Consider the following 16,954-nt stretch of genomic DNA (forward strand, 5'->3'; position numbering starts at 1 on the left):
GCGGCCCGGGGACCCGGACCGCCCTTCGGTGAACGTGGATCAGAATCCGCCGGTCGACGCTCCGCCGACGCTGATCGCGGCGACGATCGCCAGGATCAGCAGGATGAGCACGATCACGTTGATCGCGATGCCGACGTAGCCCGTGATGAGGGCGGTGAGCCAGAACGGCTTGGCGGCGGTCTCGCGGCGCTGACCCATGTGGCCGAGCACGACGGCGCCGATCGAGAACAGGAGGCCCCAGCCGAAGAAGCCGGTGAGCACACCGAGGATGCCGAGCGACATTCCGATGATGCTCAGGGTCTTGCTCTGCTGCGGGGCGGGGCTGCCGTAGTTGCCGGCAGGGTAGGAGGCGGGCGGCTGCTCGCTCATGTGGGTTCCTCTCGTGGTGGTGGTTCTTCCCACGATTGCAGGCCGTGACACGCCGCGCAACGCGACGGGCCGCGGGTCAGACCTGGACTGTCGTGACCGGGAGGGTCGAGTCCGCCGCGAAGTCGAGTCCGCTCGGTGCCCGTCCGGCGGCGGCGAGTTGTGCGCCGAGCGCGGCGATCATCGCGCCGTTGTCGGTGCAGAGGTCGAGCGGCGGGATGCGGAGCGCGACGCCCGCGGCATCCGCCCGCTCCTGCGCGACCTCCCGGAGGCGGCGGTTGGCGACAACTCCCCCGCCGAGCAACAGCCGCGGCACGCCGAGGTCGGTGCATGCGGCGATCGCCTTCTGGGTGAGCACGTCGACGACGGCCTCGCGGAAGCCGGCGGCGACGTCGGCGACGGGCACGTCCTCGCCGGCGTCCTGCCGCTTCTCGACCCAGCGCGCGACGGCGGTCTTGAGCCCGGAGAAGGAGAAGTCGTAGCGGTGCCGCTCGAGGTCCTTCGGCTGAGTGAGCCCGCGCGGGAAGCGGATCGCCGTCGGGTCGCCGTCCGCGGCCGCGCGGTCGATGGCCGGTCCGCCCGGGTAGCCGAGCCCGAGCAGGCGGGCGACCTTGTCGAACGCCTCGCCCGCCGCGTCGTCGATCGTCTCGCCGAGCAGTTCGACGTCGTCGATGAGGTCGCGCACGAGCAGCAGCGAGGTGTGTCCGCCGCTGACGAGGAGCGCCACGGTGGGCAGCTCGAGCTCCTCCTCGCTCAGCACGTCGGCGCCGACGTGCCCGACGAGGTGGTTGACCGCGTAGAGCGGCTTGCCGAGCGAGAGGGCGAGCGCCTTCGCGGCACCGACGCCGACCATGAGCGCACCCGCGAGCCCCGGGCCGCTCGTGACGGCCACGGCGTCGATGTCGGCGAGCGTGACATCCGCCCGCTCGAGCGCCTCGGTGAGGGTCGGGGTGAGCGCCTCGAGGTGGGCGCGGGCGGCGACCTCGGGCACGACGCCGCCGTAGCGGGCGTGCTCGTCCATCGACGAGGCGATGACGTTGGCGAGCAGCTCGGTGCCGCGGACGATGCCGACCCCGGTCTCGTCGCAGCTCGTCTCGATGCCGAGCACGATGGGCGCGCTCATGCGACCTCCTCCTTGGGCAGCTGCAGCCGCATGACGAGCGCGTCGACGTCGTCGGGCTGGTAGTAGCGCTTGCGCACGCCGATCTCCTCGAAGCCGAGGCTGCGGTAGAGCGCCTGCGCGTTCGGGTTGTCGACGCGCACGTCGAGGAAGACCTCGCGCACCCGGCGGCGGCGCGCCTCGTCGAGCAGCGCGGTCATGAGCCGGCGGCCGAGGCCCGTGCGGCGGGCGGTCGGGGCGACGGCGATGGTCTGGATGTCGCCCTCCCCCGTGCCCGCGGCGGCGAGCAGTCCGGCGTAGCCGACGACGGCATCCGACTCGTCGACGGCGACGAGGTAGTGACAGGACGGGTTCGCGAGGTCGCGGCGCATCGCCGCGGGCGACCAGGCGTCGTTGACGAAGACGGCGGTCTCGATCGCCATGATCGCGTCGAGGTCGTCGGATGCCGCGGGGCGCAGCGCGTACTCGCTCACTGCGTGACCCGGCGCCCGCCGGTGGTCGCGGCGGAGATCGTCACGTCGGGCGAGCGCAGGTAGAGGGGCTCGGACGAGGCGAAGTCGCGCCCGGCGGCCCAGGTCGCCTCGGCGAGGAGCCCGAGGGCGGCGGCGGACACGGTGGCGGCGTCGTGGCGCTCGCGGCCCGTCGGGAGCTCGTCGGGCTTCGCGAGGCCCGGGCCGTCGACGCGGATCGGCAAGCCGTCGGCGTCGAGGCCGTCGTACGCGGTCCAGTACAGCTCGCGCCGGCGGGCGTCGGTGACGACGAGGGCGGGCGCGGTGAGCGTCGCCGCGATCGCGTCGTGGCTGACGACGTGCACGACGGGCTTGCCCGCCCCGAACGCGAAGGCGCGGGCGGCGGCGAGGCCGACGCGCAGGCCGGTGAAGGGACCGGGCCCGGTGCCGACGGCGACGGCGCTGAGGCGCTGCGCGGTGACATCCGCCTGCTCCAGCGCTTGGGCGATGAAGGGACCGATCACCTCGGCGTGGCGGCGGGTGTCGTCGGTGGAGAGTTCGGCGAGCACTCCGGCGTCGCGGTCCACGACGGCGACGCTCGTGCCGGCCGAGGTGTCGATCGCGAGAAGCACCCGTCAATCGTAGTTCTCGCAGGGGTGCCGGGTCCCCATAGGGCGCCTCGGCCCTACTCGACTGACGGCAGGCGGGCTACGCCAGGTCGAGGTCCGCCCAGCGGTCGCCCTGCGCCGTGATCGACACGATGCGGGGACCGTCGGCGTCGGGGTCGTCGTCGGCGGATGCCGCGGGGCGCTCGATCTCGATCGAGAGCCAGTCGCGGGCGAGGCCCTCGATCATGCCCGCCGCCCACTCGACCACGACGACGCTCGCCTCGAAGTCGATGTCGAGGTCGTCCAGCTCGAGCGGGTCGGAGAGCCGGTACGCGTCGACGTGCACGAGCGGCGGCCCCTCGGTGAGCGACGGATGCGTGCGGGCGAGCACGAACGTGGGGCTGGTGACCGGCCCGCGGATGCCGAGGGCGACTCCGATCCCGCGGGTCAGCGTGGTCTTGCCAGCGCCGAGCGGTCCGTCCAGCGCGACGAGGTCGCCCGCGCGAAGCTGAGCGCCGAGCCGTTCGCCGAGGCGCTCCATCGCCGCGGCATCCGCGATCGGCAGCACGGTGCTCACGGCACGTACCGCCTCGTCACGCGGTGCCCGATGCGGGCGATGATCTCGTCGCCGATCGTGTCGGCCCAGCCTGCCCACTCCTCGGCGGTCGGTTCGCCCTGGTCGCCGGGGCCGAACACGATGACGCGGTCGCCGAGCTCGACAGGGTCGTCGCCGACGTCGAGCACGAACTGGTCCATGGCGATGCGGCCGCGCACGGGATACCGGCGCCCGTTGAGCCAGACGCTGGCGCGCCCGCCGGCGATGCGCGGGATGCCGTCGGCGTAGCCGAGCGGCACGAGCACGAGGGTCGTCTCGTCGGTCGTGCGGTAGGTGAGGCCGTAGCTGACGCCCTGCCCGGCGGGCACCCGCTTGACGGAGGCAACGGGCGCGGAGAGCGTCATCGTCGGGCGCAGCCCGAGGTCGGCGCCGGAGGCGTTGTCGAAGGGCGAGATGCCGTACACGGCGATGCCGAAGCGCACGAAGTCGAAGCGCGCCTCGGGCTCGCAGATGCCGGCGGAGCTGGCGGCGAGGTGGAGCTTCGCGAACGTCGCGCCGAGGTCCACCGCGACGTCGACGGCGGCGTGGAAGCGCCGCAGCGCCTCGGCGTCGTCCTCGGGTGACGCGTCGGCGAGGTGCGACCAGGCGGCGTGAACGGTGACCGCGCCGGCGGCCTCCGCCCGGAGCGCGGCGCGCACGAGGTCGGGCCACTGCTCCTCGGTGGCGCCGTTGCGGCTGAGGCCGGTGTCGATCTTGAGGTGCACGCGCACCGGGCGGTCGCCCTGGGCGCCGACGATGCGGTCGAGCTGCCACTCGGCGCTGATCCCGAGGTCGAGGTCGGCGGCGATCGCCGCCGCGAAGTCGGCCTCGTCGTCGAGCAGCCACGCGAAGATCGGCGCGTCGATGCCCGCGGCGCGGAGCTCGAGCGCGGCCGGGATGTCGAGCACCGCGAGTCCCATCGCGCCGGCCTCGAGCGCCGCGGTCGCCACCTCGACCATGCCGTGGCCGTAGGCGTTCGCCTTCACCGCCACCATGGTCTCGGCGGGGGCCGCGAGCGCGGCGAGCGTGCGCACGTTGTGCCGGATCGCGTCGAGGTCGACGAGCGCCTCCCGCGTGGGGGCGAGCACGAGTTCCGACGGATGCGTCATCGGTACGTCCTCCTGATGCGCGAGCCGAGGCGCGTCACGATCTCGTAGTTGATCGTGCCCGCGGCATCCGCCCACTCGTCGGCCGACGGGACGCCGGTCGCGGGGTCGCCGAAGAGCACGACGCGGTCGCCCACCTCGGCGAAGTCGTCGCCGAGGTCGACGACGAACTGGTCCATGGCGATGCGGCCGGCGACGGCGTAGCGGGTGCCGTTGATCGACACGGGTGCGCCGTTCGAGCCGTGGCGCGGGATGCCGTCGGCGTAGCCCAGCCCGACGAGGGCGAGGGTCGACGGCTTCGCCGTGCGGTAGGTGTAGCCGTACGAGACGCCGGTTGAGGCGGCGACGCGCTTGACGGCGACGACGCGGCCGGCGAGCTCCATTGCGGGGCGGAGCCCGAACTCGGCGGAGGGCCGACCGTCGCAGAACGGGTTGAGGCCGTACATGCCGATGCCCAGGCGCACGAGGTCGAAGCGGGCGTCGGGGATGCCGATCGTGCCGGCGCTCGCGGCGAGGTGCCGCAGCTCCGGGCGCAGTCCGACCTCCTCGGCCACGACGAGCGCGTCGCGGAACCGCTGCACCTGCAGACCGTCGTCGGGCGACCCGGCGAGGTGGCTGAAGATGCCGCGCACGACGAGGGCGCCGGCGCGCTCGAGCTCGGCGGCGCGGCGCACGAGGAGCTGCCACTGCTCGGCATCCGCCCCGTTCCGGCCGAGCCCGGTGTCGATCTTGAGGTGCACGAACGCGCGCCCCTCGGCCGCCGCGACGCGCTCGAGCTGCGGCAGCGAGCTGACGCCGAGGTCGATGCCGGCGGCGATGCCGGGCGAGAAGTCGGTGGCCGGGTCGTGCAGCCAGGTGAGGATCGGCGCGGTGATGCCGGCCTCGCGCAGCGCGAGCGCCTCGACGAGGTCGACGACGCCGAGCCAGGTGGCTCCCGCATCGAGGGCGGCCTGCGCGACCGGAACGGCGCCGTGTCCGTAGCCGTCCGCCTTGACGACGGCCATGCCGGGCACCCCCGCCGTGGCGAGCAGGGTCTGCACGTTCGAGGCGATCGCGCCGAGGTCGACGCGCGCCTCCCGCAGGAGCTTCATCGGGCCTCCGCGATGACGTAGGCGATCGCGACCCCGCCGTCGTGGCTGAGCGACAGGTGCAGATCGGTGATGCCGCGCGCGTCGGCGCGCTCCTGAGCGGCGCCGGACAGGGCGAGGGAGGGCGCGCCCTCGTCATCCGACGACACGATCATGTCGTGCCACCGGATGCCGGTGCCGTCGCCGAGCGCCTTCATGACCGCCTCCTTCGCGGCGAACCGCGCCGCGAGCGAGTGCAGCGACCTCGGCCGCGCGAGTTCGGCGGGCGCGAACAGCCGCTCACGCAGCGCGGGCGTACGCGTCATGGCCCGGTCGAACCGGGCGAGATCCACGACGTCGACGCCGATGCCGACGATCACTCGACGGTGACGCTCTTGGCGAGGTTGCGCGGCTGGTCGACGTCGAGTCCCTTCGCCTTGGCGAGCTCCATCGCGAAGATGTGCAGCGGCGCGACCGCGAGGATCGGCTCGAACAGCGGCCCGGCGAGCGGGATGCGCACGACCTCGTCGGCGTTCGCCGCGACCTCGGCGTCGCCCATCTCGGCGATCGCGAGCACGACGGCGCCGCGCGCGCGGATCTCCTGGATGTTGGAGACGACCTTCTTGTGCAGCGAGTTCTCCCCGCGCGGGCTCGGCACGACGACGAAGACGTGCTGGCCGGGCTCGATGAGCGCGATGGGTCCGTGCTTGAGCTCGCCGGCGGCGAAGCCCTCCGCGTGGATGTACGCGATCTCCTTGAGCTTGAGCGCGCCCTCCATCGCGACGGGGAAGCCCGCGTTGCGGCCGAGGAAGATGACGGAGTCGGTGTCGGTCATCCAGCGCGCGAGCGCGGCGATGTCGGCGGACGACTCGAGCACCTGCTCGAGCTTGTCGGGCAGCGCCTTCAGCTCGGCGACGTTGTGCTGCACCTGCTCCTGGCCGAGGGTGCCGCGCACCTGCGCGAAGTGCAGCGCGAGGAGGTAGATCGCGACGGCCTGGGCGACGAACGCCTTGGTCGACGCGACGGCGACCTCGGGGCCGGCGTGCGTGTAGATGACCGCGTCGGACTCGCGCGGGATGGTGGCGCCCTGGGTGTTGCAGATGCTGAGGGTCTTCGCGCCGTTCTCGCGGGCGTACTTGACCGCCATGAGCGTGTCCATCGTCTCGCCCGACTGGCTGATCGAGACCACGAGCGTGCGCTCGTCGAGCACGGGGTCGCGGTAGCGGAACTCGTGGCTCAGCTCGACCGTGACGGGGAGGCGCGACCACTTCTCGAGCGCGTACTTGCCGAGATCGGCGGCGTAGGCGGCGGTGCCGCACGCGACGATCGTGATGCGGTCGATGGCCTTGAGGTAGTCCTCGCCGAGGTCGTCGAGCTCGGAGATGTGCACGCCGTCCTCGGTGAGCCGGCCGAGCAGGGTGTTCGTCACCGCGGCGGGCTCCTCGGTGATCTCCTTGGCCATGAAGCTCGGCCAGCCGCCCTTGTCGGCGGCGTCGGCGTTCCACGACACCTCGAACTCGTCGGTGGTGACCTCGTTGCCCGCGAAGTCGGTGACGAGCACCGAGTCGGGGCGGATCGTGACGATCTCGTCCTGCCCGATCGCGACCGCGCGCCGGGTGTAGGCGACGAACGCGGCGACATCCGAGCCGAGGAAGTTCTCGCCCTCGCCGAGCCCGATCACGAGCGGCGAGTTGCGGCGGGCCGCGACGACCACGCCCGGCTCGTCCTGGTGGATCGCGAGCAGCGTGAACGCGCCCTCGAGACGCGAGACGACGGATCGGAACGCGCTCGTCAGGTCGCCCGTCTCGCGGTACGCCTTGCCGATGAGCAGGGCGGCGACCTCGGTGTCGGTCTCGCTCTCGAACTCGGCGCCGTCGTTCAGCAGCTCCTGCTTGAGCTCGGCGTAGTTCTCGATGATGCCGTTGTGGATGAGCGCGAGCTTGCCGTCGTCACCCAGGTGCGGGTGCGCGTTGCGGTCGCTCGGCCCGCCGTGGGTCGCCCAGCGGGTGTGGCCGATACCGGTCGCCCCGTTCGCGATGGGCGCCTGCTCGAGGTCGTCGGACAGCACCGAGAGTTTGCCCGCGCGCTTGCGGGTGTTCATCGCCCCGTCGCCGTCGATCACCGCGATCCCGGCGGAGTCGTACCCGCGGTATTCGAGCCGCTTGAGGCCGCCCAGCAGCACTTCGAGGCTCTTGTCATTACCGACATATCCGACGATCCCGCACATGGCGGCGATTTTAGTACGCTGGTCCTCTATGCCTGACGCTCCCGCCACCAGGGAGGCGCACAACGGCTACACCACGCCCTTCGTCGAGATCGCTCGGGCGGATTGGGCCGCGCTCGCCCCGTCGACCACCCAACCGCTCCGAGAGACCGAGATCGTGCAGCTGCGCGGCCTCGGTGATGTGCTCGACGTGCGCGAGGTGCAGGAGGTCTACCACCCCCTGTCGAAGCTGCTGAGCCTCTACGCCGCCGGCGCGAAGCATCTGCACCAGGCGACGAGCGCGTTCCTCGGCGAGCGCGCCGGCTCGACGCCGTTCGTGATCGGCGTGGCCGGGAGTGTCGCGGTCGGCAAGTCGACCATCGCGCGCCTGCTCCGGGAGCTGCTGGCGCGGTGGGACGACACCCCGCGGGTGGAGCTCGTCACCACCGACGGCTTCCTCTATCCGAACGCGGAGCTCGAGCGCCGCGGCATCATGGGCCGCAAGGGCTTCCCGGAGTCGTACGACCGGCGCGCGCTGCTGCGCTTCGTGAGCAAGGTCAAGAGCGGGGCGCCCGAGGTGCGCGCTCCCTTCTATTCGCACCTCAGCTACGACATCGTGCCCGGCGCCGAGATCGTCGTGCGCCGCCCCGACGTGCTGATCGTCGAGGGGCTGAACGTGCTGCAGCCGCCCTCCCCCGGCATCCGGCTCGCGGTGAGCGACCTGTTCGACTTCACGATCTACGTCGACGCCCGCACCTCCGACATCGAGCAGTGGTACGTCGACCGCTTCCTCAAGCTGCAGAAGGGCGCGTTCAGCAACCCGAACTCGTACTTCCACCGCTTCGCCTCGCTGACCGAGGAGGAGGCCGTGGCCCGCGCGAAGCACATCTGGACGACGATCAACGAGCCGAACCTGCTGCAGAACGTTCTGCCCACCCGGTCCCGCGCGACGGCCGTGCTGCGCAAGGACTCGACGCACGCCGTGACGAACGTGCTGCTGCGCAAGATCTGACCCCCCTTCTGGGAGTCGTCGGGCCGGATGCCGCGCCGCTAGCGTCCGCTCAGCCGCTCCCCTGCGGCGACCCGAGCCCTAGCAGCAGGAGTCCCGTGAGCCACCCGCCCCAGTACCCGGGCAACGACAGCCCGTCGCAGTTCGACGCGCAGCAGCAGTACTCCGCGCAAGCGCAGTACGCGCCGCCGGTCCCCCAGCCGCAGTACGCGCAGCCGGCGCCTCCCGTCGCCGGGAGCAGCACCACCCCTCGACTGAACCGGCTGTTCAGCAACGTCGAACTCCTCACCGCCGTGCTGCTGGGTCTCGTGTCGGTCAGCACCGCGTACGTCTCCTTCCAGGCGGCGCTGTACGACGGCGAGACGACGAAGCGGTTCTCGGAGGGCCAGAACCTGCAGACCGAGGCCGAGTCGCTCTACCTCGAGGCGAACCAGACGTACATCCGAGACGTGCAGCTCTGGGACCGGATGACCGAGCTGTCGATCGAGATGGAGGGCCCGGATGCCGCGACGGCGCAGCTGAAGTACGACACGCTCCTGTTCACCTCGGTGTCCGACAGGCTGAACCAGGCGATCGTTTGGTCGGCCGAGCAGAACGCGGACGACCCGTCGACGTTCCACAGCCCCTTCGACTCGGAGGACTACCAGAGCGCCCTGTACGGCGCGTGGGCGGAGACCGACAAGGCGTCGACCGAGGCCTTCGCCGCCGGTGATGCGGCCGACGCCTCCGGCGACAAGCTCACCCTGACGACCGTGCTCATGGCGATCTCGCTGTTCCTGCTGGGTGTGGGCGCCGTGGCCCGGCGACTGTCGGTGCAGCTCGTGCTCATCGGCGTGAGCACGGCGATCTGGCTGGTGTCCCTGGTGATGGCGGGCAGCGTGCCGTTCGTGCCGTTCACGTTCTAAGACGGCGAGGGCCCGGGTGCGCAGACGCGCCCGGGCCCTCGTCTTCGTCGGAGGTCAGAGCAGCTTCTTGAACTCGTTCTCGGAGGCGACGACGCCCACCTCGAGGTCGACGAGGCAGAACTGCGTCCAGGCCTGGCCGCGCTCGAGTCGTCCGAAGCCCTGCTCGGACTGATCCACCACGAACCTGTCGACGTGCACCCGGCCGTCGCAGTCGAGGTCGGCTGCGTGCGTCTGGCTCCAGGCCGCGGCGATCTGCGACGAGCCCTCCTGCGTCAGACGCGGGTCGGCCGTGCGGTCGGCGACCTGCTTGACGGAGACCCAGACGTGGAGGTCGCCGGTGCAGCGGTACCGCGCCTGCACTTCGGCGGTGGACGCGTCGAGCTTGCGGACGACGCCGATGAGCTCGACGAACGTCGGCTTCGGCGCGGTGGCTGCGAGGGCCGGCGCGGCCGGCGCGACGGCGGCGGTCAGCGCGAGACAGGCGGCGACGAGGGTCTTGCGGACGGGGGACATGGCGGCTCCTTGAGGTGAGTTCGGTGCGATTCGTTCGCTCTTCCGCGAGCGTAGGAATCGGACGAGTCCCGCCCCCAGGGACGGCCGTCCCGGCGCTGACCCGTGCTCCTCTGGGACCCGACCGGGCCCTGAACGCGAAGAGGGCCCGAGCCGTTGTCGGCTCGGGCCCTCTCGGGGAAGCAATCAGAGCATCTTCTTGAACTCCATGTCGGAGGCGACGACACCTGTCCCGTTCACGATGCAGAACTGCGTCCACGCCTGCCCGCGCTTGAACTCCCCGTAGCCGTATTCGGCGCGGTCGACGACGAACTTGTCGACGTGCACCCGGCCGTCGCAGTCGAGCGCGTGGGCGTGCGTCTGGCTCCACGCCGCGGCGACCTTGCCGTAGCCCGTGCCCTCCTGCGTGAGCTTCGGGTCGGCGGTGCGGTCCTCGCTCTGCTTGACCGAGATCCATACCCCGAGCTCGCCGGTGCAGCGGTATCGGGCGTGCACCTCGGCACTGGTGCCGTCGAGTTGCCGCACGATGCCGATCAGCTCGACGTACGTAGGTTTGGGCGCCTTGTGCGCGAACGCGGGAGCGGCGGGAGCGACCGCCGCGGCCAGCGCGAGGCCGGCGGCGATCAACGAGGTGCGGAAGCGGGACATGCTGACTCCTTCGTCTGGCGGTGGTGGAACGGCGCCAGCGTAGGAGTGCTGAAGAATCCTCGGACAGGGGTGAGAACCCCTAATCGCCCCCGCGGCGAGCGAAGGCTGGATTCCCTAGGGGTCGGGTCAGACGGATGCCGGCAGCGCGAGGTGCTCGCGCACGCAGTCGGCCAGCTCGTCGGCGACCCGCTGGGCCGTCTCCTGATCCGCGGCCTCGACCATGACGCGCACGACGGGCTCGGTGCCGGAGGGACGGAGCAGCACGCGGCCGGTGTCGCCGAGCTCGGCGGACTTCTCCTCGACGGCGCGGGCGACGGCGTCGTTCGACGACAGAGCGGCGCGGTCGACGCCCTTGACGTTGATGAGCACCTGCGGGAGCACGGTGACGACGGATGCCAGTTCCGCGAGCGTCTTGCCCGTGGCGGCCATCTCGGCGACCAGCTGCAGCCCGGTGAGGATGCCGTCGCCGGTCGTGGCGAACTCGCTGAAGATGATGTGGCCCGACTGCTCGCCGCCGATCGAGAGACCGTGCTCGTTGAGGGCCTCGAGCACGTAGCGGTCGCCGACCTTGGTCTCGAGCATGCGGATCCCGCGTTCGGCCATGGCGATCTTGAGGCCGAGGTTGCTCATGACGGTCGCGACGAGCGTGCGGTCGGTGAGCGCGCCGCGGCGGTCGAGGGCGAGCGCGAGCACGGCCATGATCTGGTCGCCGTCGACGACGTTGCCCTCGTGGTCGACCGCGAGGCAGCGGTCGGCGTCGCCGTCGTGGGCGATCCCCACGTCGGCGCCGACCTCGAGCACCTTGCGGGCGAGGTGATCGAGGTGGGTCGAGCCCACCCCGTCGTTGATGTTCACGCCGTCGGGGTCGGCCCCGATGACGGTCACGCGCGCGCCGGCATCCGCGAAGACGTCAGGAGAGACGCCGGCGGCGGCGCCGTGCGCGCAGTCGAGCACGACGTGCAGACCGTCGAGCCGCGCGGGCAGGGTCTGCAGGAGGTGCACGACGTAGCGGTCCTCGGCGTCGGCGAACCGGGTGACCCGGCCCACGTCGCCGCCGAGCGGGCGCAGCATGTCGCCCTTGCGGTAGACGCGCTCGATCTCGTCCTCGACGTCGTCGGGCAGCTTGCGGCCGCCGGAGGCGAAGAACTTGATGCCGTTGTCGGGCGCCGGGTTGTGCGACGCGGAGACCATGACGCCGAAGTCGGCGCCGATATCGGCGATCAGGAACGCCGCCGCCGGGGTCGGGATGACCCCGGCGTCGTAGACGTCGATCCCGCTCGAGGAGAGCCCGGCCGCGACGGCGGCCGAAATGAACTCGCCGCTGATCCGAGGATCGCGTGCGAGCACCGCGACGGGACGCCGGCCGGCGGCGCGGGCGGCCTCACCGAGAACGATCGCCGCCGCCTGAGCCAACCCGAGGGAGAGCTCGACGGTGACGTCGCTGTTGGCGAGGCCGCGCACGCCGTCCGTGCCGAAGAGACGAGGCATGGAGAGCCCGCGGTCCGCGCCGGTCAGCGCTTGGAGAACTGCGAGGCCTTACGGGCCTTCTTCAGACCGGCCTTCTTGCGCTCGATGACGCGGGCGTCACGCGTGAGGAAGCCGGCCTTCTTGAGGGTCGGGCGGTTGTTCTCGCGGTCGACCTCGTTGAGCGCACGGGCGATCGCGAGGCGGAGGGCACCGGCCTGACCCGAGGGGCCACCACCGGTGATGCGCGCGATCACGTCGTACGAGCCGAGCAGGTCGAGCACCTTGAACGGGTCGTTGATCAGCTGCTGGTGCAGCTTGTTCGGGAAGTAGTCCTCGAGGGCACGGCCGTTCACCTGGAAGGTGCCGCTGCCCGGGACGATGCGCACGCGGGCGATGGCCTCCTTGCGGCGGCCGACAGCGGCACCGGGCACGTTGAGGACGGGACGCGGGGTGCTGGGGGCAGCAGCCGCGGGGGTCTCGGTCGAGTAGTTCTCGAGACCGTCGATGGAGTCTGCGATCTTCGCCATGGGATCAGTTCCTAAGAAGTCTTCGGCGCTTACTGCGCGACCTGGGTGAGGGTGTACGGCGTGGGCTGCTGGGCGGCGTGCGGGTGCTCGGCACCGACGTACACCTTCAGCTTCTTGAGCTGCGCGCGGCCGATGGAGTTCTTCGGCAGCATGCCGCGCACGGCCTTCTCGATCGCGCGCGTGGGGTTCTTCTCGAGCAGCTCCGTGTAGGAGGTGGCGGTGAGGCCGCCCGGGTAGCCCGAGTGACGGTAGGCCATCTTCTTCTCGGCCTTGCTGCCGGTGAGGGCGACCTTGTCGGCGTTGACGATGATGACGAAGTCACCGGTGTCGACGTGGGGGGCGAAGGTGGCCTTGTGCTTGCCGCGGAGGAGGGCGGCGGCGTGGCTGGCGAGACGGCCGAGGACGACGTCGGTCGCGTCGATGACGACCCAGTCGCGCTGGATGTTCTCAGCCTTCGGGGTGAACGTACGAGTCACAGAAGTACTGCTTTCGTGTCGAGGTGGTCGTGTATCCCGCTCCGTGGCGGTTCCGCTCGTGGAACGCTGCCGGTGGAGGGCTCAACGTGGGGCGCCAGGACGGCGCACACCAACGGACTACTTTAGTGCCTCGCTCGACGGCCGGTCAACAGCGGAAGAGGACACCTCGTGTTCCTGCCGCCGGTTGCGGGTCTGCTCCGCCCGCGCGGCGAGCTCGGAGTCCGGCGGGTAGCCGACCGCGACGAGGGTGAGGCCCTTGGCCGCGGCGACGGGGTAGGCGCCCGAGCGGTCGCGCGAGTCGAGCACCTCGCGCATCCGCTCGGCGGGCACCCGCCCGTCGCCGACGGCGAGGCTCGTGCCGACGAGCGCCCGCACCATGCTGTGGCAGAACGCGTCGGCCTGCAGCTCCGCCAGCAGCACGCCGGAGTCGAGCCGCCGCCAGCGGAAGTCCTGCAGCGTGCGGATCGTCGTCGCCTCCTCCCGCGGCTTGCAGTAGGCGGCGAAGTCGTGCAGCCCGACGACGGATGCCGCGGCGCTGTTCAGCTCGCGCTCGTCGAGCTCGCCCGGGTACCAGAGCGTGTTCACCCGCTCGACCGGGTTGCGGGGTGCCCGGGTGTCGGCGATCCGGTATTCGTAGCGACGCCAGATCGCACCGAACCGTGCGTCGAAGCCGTCGGGGGCGACATCCGCCCTCGCGACCCACACGTCGGCGTCGAGCCCGGCGATGCCGTTGAGCCGTCGGGCGAGCGCCTCCCCCGGCGGCAGCGGCGAGCGCCCGCCGCGTCCCGGGCGGCGGAGGCTCGCGAACTGCGCGTCGTCGAGGTCGAGGTGGGCGACCTGCCCGGTGGCGTGCACGCCGGCGTCCGTGCGTCCGGCGACGGTCAGCGTCGGCGGCTCCCCGAAGCGGCGGAACACCGTCGCGAGCGCCGTCTCGAGCTCGCCCTGCACCGTGCGCAGGCCGGGCTGCCGGGTCCAGCCGTGGAAGCCGGAGCCGTCGTAGGCGATGTCGAGACGCAGCCGCACCATTCTCAGAACGTCTTCCGGTAGGCGAGCTCCCGCCCGGTGAGCTCGAAACCCATCCGCGTGTAGAGCGAGAGGGCGCCGGTGGGGTTCTCGGAGTCGACGCCGAGCGAGGTCTTCTCGAGCCCCTCCTCGCGGTACGCGGCGAGCGCGGCCGCGAGAAGGGCGGGGGCGATGCCGCGCCGCCGCCAGTCGCGCACGACGCCGACGAGTCCGATGTAGGAGGTCCTCGCGCCCTGCAGCTCCCACTCCTCGGGGTTGACCTCGCTGATGAGCAGACCGACGACCCGCTCGCCGTCGAGGGCGACGAAGGAGAGGTCCTGCCTGGTCGTCGACGACCCCAGGTAGGTCTCCCACTGCTCCTCCGGCGTGGGCTGGCTGCCCCAGTGGTCGCGGAACGCCTCGTTCTTCGCCTGCCGCACGGCCTCCACGCGGTCCGCCGTCAGCCGTTCGAACCGGATGCCGGCGGGCGGCGCCAGCTCGGGGATCGGGGCCGCGAGGTCGCGCTGCAGCTCGTTGAAGTACCGCACCACGTCGAAGCCCGCGCGGTGCAGCAGCCGCTGCGACGCGGTCGCCCGCTCGTCGGCGTCGACCGCGAGCCAGCCGGGCAGCTGCTCGGTGCAGCCGCCGAGCAGCTGCAGGCCGCGGGCCTCCTGCCATGCGAGCAGCCGGCGGCCGATGCCGCGCCCGCGCCACTCGGGGTGCACGCCGCCCTCGAGGCGCACCCGCACCCCGGTCTCCCGCACCGGGGCGAGCACGGCCGAGCCGTACGCGACCGGCGTCGCGCCGTCGAGCACGACGAGGGTGTCGCGCTCACGGTCGACCCAGGAGTGGCCGAGGTCGTCGCGCAGCTCCTCCTCCGTCCACGCCCAGTTCGGGTGGTCGGCGGCGGCGATGGCCCGCTCGAGGGCGTGCAGCGCGGGAGCGTCGTCCTCCTCGATCGGCCGGGCGGCGAGGCCCGGGAAGTCCACCTCGACGACGGCCGGCGCGGTCACTCGGTCACGAAGCGGCGGGAGGGAGGTCACGAGGAACGAGCGTAGAGGCCGCCTGCGTCCTCTCCCACTGGCGTCGGAGCATCCGCTCGGCAGAATGGCCCTATGGCCTGGCCGATCCCGTTCCCCCTCGAGCCGATGCTCGCCAAGGCCGTCGGCGACGTGCCCGAGAAGCCCGGGCTGCTGTACGAGCCGAAGTGGGACGGCTTCCGCTCGATCGCCTACATCGGCGACGGCGAGGTCGAGCTCGCGAGCCGCGGGGCGAAGACGCTCACCCGGTACTTCCCCGAGCTCGTCGCGGAACTGTCGTCGCAGCTGCGGAACGTCGTGCTCGACGGCGAGATCGTCGTCCGGCGTGGATCGGCCGGTGGCGAGCGCCTCGACTGGGAGGCGCTGTCGCAGCGGATCCACCCCGCCGCGAGCCGCATCCAGAAGCTGTCGGCCGAGACGCCCGCGTCGTTCGTCGCGTTCGATCTGCTCGCCGTCGACGGCGAGAGCCTGCTCGACCGGCCGTTCGCCGACCGGCGCGCCCTGCTCGAGCAGCGGCTCGGGGGCATCCACGCCCCCCTCCATCTGACGCGGACGACGTCGGCGGCGGATGACGCGCGGCGCTGGCTCGAGGAGTTCGAGGGCGCGGGCCTCGACGGGGTCGTCGCGAAGCCCGTCGACGCGCGCTACGAGCCGGGCAAGCGCACGATGCTGAAGATCAAGCACGTGCGCACCGCCGACGCCGTCGTGCACGGCTATCGCGTCCACAAGAGCGGCAGCGGCGTCGGTTCGCTGCTGCTCGGGCTCTATCGCGACGGGCACCTGCAGGGCGTCGGCGGCGCGAGCGCGTTCACCGACCGGCGGCGGCAGGAGCTCATCGAGGAGCTCGACCCGTACGTCGTGCGCGACGAGAACGGCGAGCCCGTGCGGGGCGCGGGCGAGCGCAACCGCTTCTCCTCGGAGAAGGACGGCTCGTTCATCCGACTCGAGCCGAAGCTCGTCGTCGAGGTCAAGTACGACCAGATGGAGGGCGACAGGTTCCGCCACGCGGTGCAGTTCCTGCGCTGGCGGCCGGACCGCGACCCCGAGTCGTGCACGTACGAGCAGCTCGAGGTGCCCGCGAAGTACGACCTCAGCGACGTCCTGTCGAGCTGATGCCCCGCGTCGCCGTCGAGGTCGCGGAGGAGCTGCGGTTCTTGCTGCCCCGACGGCATCGCACGGGGGCGATCGAGCTCGACGTGCCGTCGACCGAGACGGTCGGGCACGTGGTGCAGAGCGACCTCGGCATTCCGCTCTGCGAGGCGGAGCCCCTGCTCGACGGCGGCCCGGTCGATCCCCGCGCCCGGCTGGACCGCGACGCGCGCCTGACGGTGCGCGAGCGGCCGCGGCCGCAGCCGCTGCGCGCCGGCTTCCTGCTCGACGTGCATCTCGGCGCCCTCGCCCGGCGGCTCCGCCTGCTCGGGCTCGACGCGGCCTACTCCCCCGACGCGGACGACCCGGAGCTCGCCGCCCGGTCCGGTGCGGAGCAGCGCGTGCTGCTCACCCGCGACCGCGCGCTGCTGTTCCGCGGCGCCCTCGCCGATGGCGCGCTCGTGCGCGCCGACGGCGTGGACGACCAGCTCGCCGAGGTGCTCGACCGCTTCGCGCCGCCGCTCGCCCCGTGGACCCGCTGCCTGCGCTGCGGCGGCCCGCTCGCCGGAGCATCCGCCGCCGAGGTCGCGCCGTTGCTCGAGCCCGGCACCCGGCGCACGTACACCGAGTTCTCGCGCTGCGAGCGCTGCTGGCGCGTGTACTGGCGCGGCGCGCACGGGCGCCGCCTCGAAGCGATCGTCGACCGGGCGGAACGACGCATGACGCGGTAGCCCGGCGTGTGTGACGGCGTGTGACGGCGACCCTGT

20 protein-coding genes are annotated in these 16,954 nt (G+C 72.0%); 4 read left to right on the top strand and 16 right to left on the bottom strand.

The annotated features are described in order from the left end of the window. Positions 1-39: 39 nt before the first annotated feature. The 9 genes from JUB10_RS03225 to glmS form a co-directional block, all read right to left on the bottom strand. On the bottom strand, positions 40-369 hold the full coding sequence (locus JUB10_RS03225) for a hypothetical protein (RefSeq protein WP_207454204.1): 330 nt from the start codon (positions 367-369) through the stop codon (positions 40-42). 76 nt (positions 370-445) lie between these two features. Further along, entirely contained in the window at positions 446-1,489 is a 1,044-nt protein-coding gene (gene tsaD / locus JUB10_RS03230; RefSeq protein ID WP_207454205.1) for a tRNA (adenosine(37)-N6)-threonylcarbamoyltransferase complex transferase subunit TsaD, read from the bottom strand. After that, entirely contained in the window at positions 1,486-1,959 is a 474-nt protein-coding gene (rimI, locus tag JUB10_RS03235; protein WP_307859065.1) for a ribosomal protein S18-alanine N-acetyltransferase, read from the bottom strand. Before rimI ends, tsaD begins: the two co-directional genes overlap by 4 nt. Beyond that, positions 1,956-2,567 (bottom strand): tRNA (adenosine(37)-N6)-threonylcarbamoyltransferase complex dimerization subunit type 1 TsaB, encoded by a 612-nt coding sequence (tsaB, locus tag JUB10_RS03240; RefSeq protein ID WP_207454206.1) that lies wholly within the window; start codon positions 2,565-2,567, stop codon positions 1,956-1,958. Before tsaB ends, rimI begins: the two co-directional genes overlap by 4 nt. Positions 2,568-2,643: 76 nt before the next feature. Next, positions 2,644-3,084, bottom strand: a complete 441-nt coding sequence (tsaE, locus tag JUB10_RS03245; protein WP_207454402.1) for a tRNA (adenosine(37)-N6)-threonylcarbamoyltransferase complex ATPase subunit type 1 TsaE — start codon at positions 3,082-3,084, stop codon at positions 2,644-2,646. 32 nt (positions 3,085-3,116) lie between these two features. Next, the gene (gene alr / locus JUB10_RS03250; protein WP_207454207.1) at positions 3,117-4,247 is read right to left on the bottom strand and encodes an alanine racemase; all 1,131 of its coding nucleotides are present in this window, start codon (positions 4,245-4,247) and stop codon (positions 3,117-3,119) included. Beyond that, positions 4,244-5,335, bottom strand: a complete 1,092-nt coding sequence (gene alr / locus JUB10_RS03255) for an alanine racemase (RefSeq protein WP_207454208.1) — start codon at positions 5,333-5,335, stop codon at positions 4,244-4,246. Before alr (JUB10_RS03255) ends, alr (JUB10_RS03250) begins: the two co-directional genes overlap by 4 nt. Continuing rightward, positions 5,332-5,691 (bottom strand): holo-ACP synthase, encoded by a 360-nt coding sequence (locus JUB10_RS03260; RefSeq protein ID WP_207454209.1) that lies wholly within the window; start codon positions 5,689-5,691, stop codon positions 5,332-5,334. The genes alr (JUB10_RS03255) and JUB10_RS03260 overlap by 4 nt, the downstream gene beginning before the upstream one ends. Further along, positions 5,688-7,538, bottom strand: a complete 1,851-nt coding sequence (gene glmS, locus JUB10_RS03265; RefSeq protein WP_207454210.1) for a glutamine--fructose-6-phosphate transaminase (isomerizing) — start codon at positions 7,536-7,538, stop codon at positions 5,688-5,690. The genes JUB10_RS03260 and glmS overlap by 4 nt, the downstream gene beginning before the upstream one ends. Before the next feature lie 28 nt (positions 7,539-7,566). Between glmS and coaA the strand changes: the two genes are divergently transcribed. Further along, entirely contained in the window at positions 7,567-8,526 is a 960-nt protein-coding gene (gene coaA, locus JUB10_RS03270; RefSeq protein ID WP_207454211.1) for a type I pantothenate kinase, read from the top strand. 95 nt (positions 8,527-8,621) lie between these two features. Continuing rightward, a complete protein-coding gene (locus tag JUB10_RS03275) occupies positions 8,622-9,428 on the top strand; it encodes a hypothetical protein (RefSeq protein WP_207454212.1) in 807 nt (268 codons plus the stop codon). A gap of 54 nt (positions 9,429-9,482) precedes the next feature. On the opposite strand, the gene JUB10_RS03280 is transcribed toward JUB10_RS03275, so the two are convergent. From JUB10_RS03280 to JUB10_RS03310, 7 genes are all read right to left on the bottom strand, one after another. After that, complete coding sequence (locus JUB10_RS03280) at positions 9,483-9,941, bottom strand: hypothetical protein (protein ID WP_207454213.1); 459 nt, start codon at positions 9,939-9,941, stop codon at positions 9,483-9,485. Positions 9,942-10,124: 183 nt separating this feature from the next. Next, entirely contained in the window at positions 10,125-10,586 is a 462-nt protein-coding gene (locus tag JUB10_RS03285) for a hypothetical protein (RefSeq protein ID WP_207454214.1), read from the bottom strand. A gap of 126 nt (positions 10,587-10,712) precedes the next feature. Then, complete coding sequence (gene glmM / locus JUB10_RS03290) at positions 10,713-12,074, bottom strand: phosphoglucosamine mutase (RefSeq protein WP_207454215.1); 1,362 nt, start codon at positions 12,072-12,074, stop codon at positions 10,713-10,715. 23 nt (positions 12,075-12,097) lie between these two features. Further along, positions 12,098-12,580, bottom strand: coding sequence for a 30S ribosomal protein S9 (gene rpsI, locus JUB10_RS03295; RefSeq protein ID WP_207454216.1), 483 nt, complete (start codon positions 12,578-12,580; stop codon positions 12,098-12,100). A gap of 29 nt (positions 12,581-12,609) precedes the next feature. Then, on the bottom strand, positions 12,610-13,056 hold the full coding sequence (gene rplM / locus JUB10_RS03300) for a 50S ribosomal protein L13 (RefSeq protein WP_207454217.1): 447 nt from the start codon (positions 13,054-13,056) through the stop codon (positions 12,610-12,612). A 117-nt stretch (positions 13,057-13,173) separates the two neighbouring features. Beyond that, positions 13,174-14,082: a tRNA pseudouridine(38-40) synthase TruA gene (gene truA, locus JUB10_RS03305; protein ID WP_207454218.1), complete on the bottom strand. Its 909-nt coding sequence runs from the start codon at positions 14,080-14,082 to the stop codon at positions 13,174-13,176. A gap of 2 nt (positions 14,083-14,084) precedes the next feature. Beyond that, the gene (locus tag JUB10_RS03310) at positions 14,085-15,101 is read right to left on the bottom strand and encodes a GNAT family N-acetyltransferase (protein WP_207454219.1); all 1,017 of its coding nucleotides are present in this window, start codon (positions 15,099-15,101) and stop codon (positions 14,085-14,087) included. 72 nt (positions 15,102-15,173) lie between these two features. Between JUB10_RS03310 and JUB10_RS03315 the strand changes: the two genes are divergently transcribed. Both JUB10_RS03315 and JUB10_RS03320 read left to right on the top strand, forming a co-directional pair. Then, on the top strand, positions 15,174-16,211 hold the full coding sequence (locus JUB10_RS03315; protein WP_207454220.1) for an ATP-dependent DNA ligase: 1,038 nt from the start codon (positions 15,174-15,176) through the stop codon (positions 16,209-16,211). Next, positions 16,211-16,918, top strand: a complete 708-nt coding sequence (locus JUB10_RS03320; RefSeq protein ID WP_207454221.1) for a Mut7-C RNAse domain-containing protein — start codon at positions 16,211-16,213, stop codon at positions 16,916-16,918. The genes JUB10_RS03315 and JUB10_RS03320 overlap by 1 nt, the downstream gene beginning before the upstream one ends. The last annotated feature ends 36 nt before the right edge of the window (positions 16,919-16,954 follow it).

Origin of the sequence: Desertivibrio insolitus, from assembly GCF_017355965.1 — a bacterium.
Lineage (GTDB): Bacteria > Actinomycetota > Actinomycetes > Actinomycetales > Microbacteriaceae > JAFIQW01.

Bases quoted from the DNA above. Each gene is read 5' to 3' on its own strand.
- glmS (WP_207454210.1), bottom strand. From the start codon at position 7,538: ATGTGCGGGATCGTCGGATATGTCGGTAATGACAAGAGCCTCGAAGTG.
- glmM (WP_207454215.1), bottom strand. From the start codon at position 12,074: ATGCCTCGTCTCTTCGGCACGGACGGCGTGCGCGGCCTCGCCAACAGC.
- JUB10_RS03315 (WP_207454220.1), top strand. From the start codon at position 15,174: ATGGCCTGGCCGATCCCGTTCCCCCTCGAGCCGATGCTCGCCAAGGCC.
- tsaE (WP_207454402.1), bottom strand. From the start codon at position 3,084: ATGGAGCGCCTCGGCGAACGGCTCGGCGCTCAGCTTCGCGCGGGCGAC.
- coaA (WP_207454211.1), top strand. From the start codon at position 7,567: ATGCCTGACGCTCCCGCCACCAGGGAGGCGCACAACGGCTACACCACG.
- alr (WP_207454207.1), bottom strand. From the start codon at position 4,247: ATGACGCATCCGTCGGAACTCGTGCTCGCCCCCACGCGGGAGGCGCTC.
- alr (WP_207454208.1), bottom strand. From the start codon at position 5,335: ATGAAGCTCCTGCGGGAGGCGCGCGTCGACCTCGGCGCGATCGCCTCG.
- tsaD (WP_207454205.1), bottom strand. From the start codon at position 1,489: ATGAGCGCGCCCATCGTGCTCGGCATCGAGACGAGCTGCGACGAGACC.
- JUB10_RS03225 (WP_207454204.1), bottom strand. From the start codon at position 369: ATGAGCGAGCAGCCGCCCGCCTCCTACCCTGCCGGCAACTACGGCAGC.
- rpsI (WP_207454216.1), bottom strand. From the start codon at position 12,580: ATGGCGAAGATCGCAGACTCCATCGACGGTCTCGAGAACTACTCGACC.
- JUB10_RS03320 (WP_207454221.1), top strand. From the start codon at position 16,211: ATGCCCCGCGTCGCCGTCGAGGTCGCGGAGGAGCTGCGGTTCTTGCTG.
- truA (WP_207454218.1), bottom strand. From the start codon at position 14,082: ATGGTGCGGCTGCGTCTCGACATCGCCTACGACGGCTCCGGCTTCCAC.
- JUB10_RS03280 (WP_207454213.1), bottom strand. From the start codon at position 9,941: ATGTCCCCCGTCCGCAAGACCCTCGTCGCCGCCTGTCTCGCGCTGACC.
- JUB10_RS03285 (WP_207454214.1), bottom strand. From the start codon at position 10,586: ATGTCCCGCTTCCGCACCTCGTTGATCGCCGCCGGCCTCGCGCTGGCC.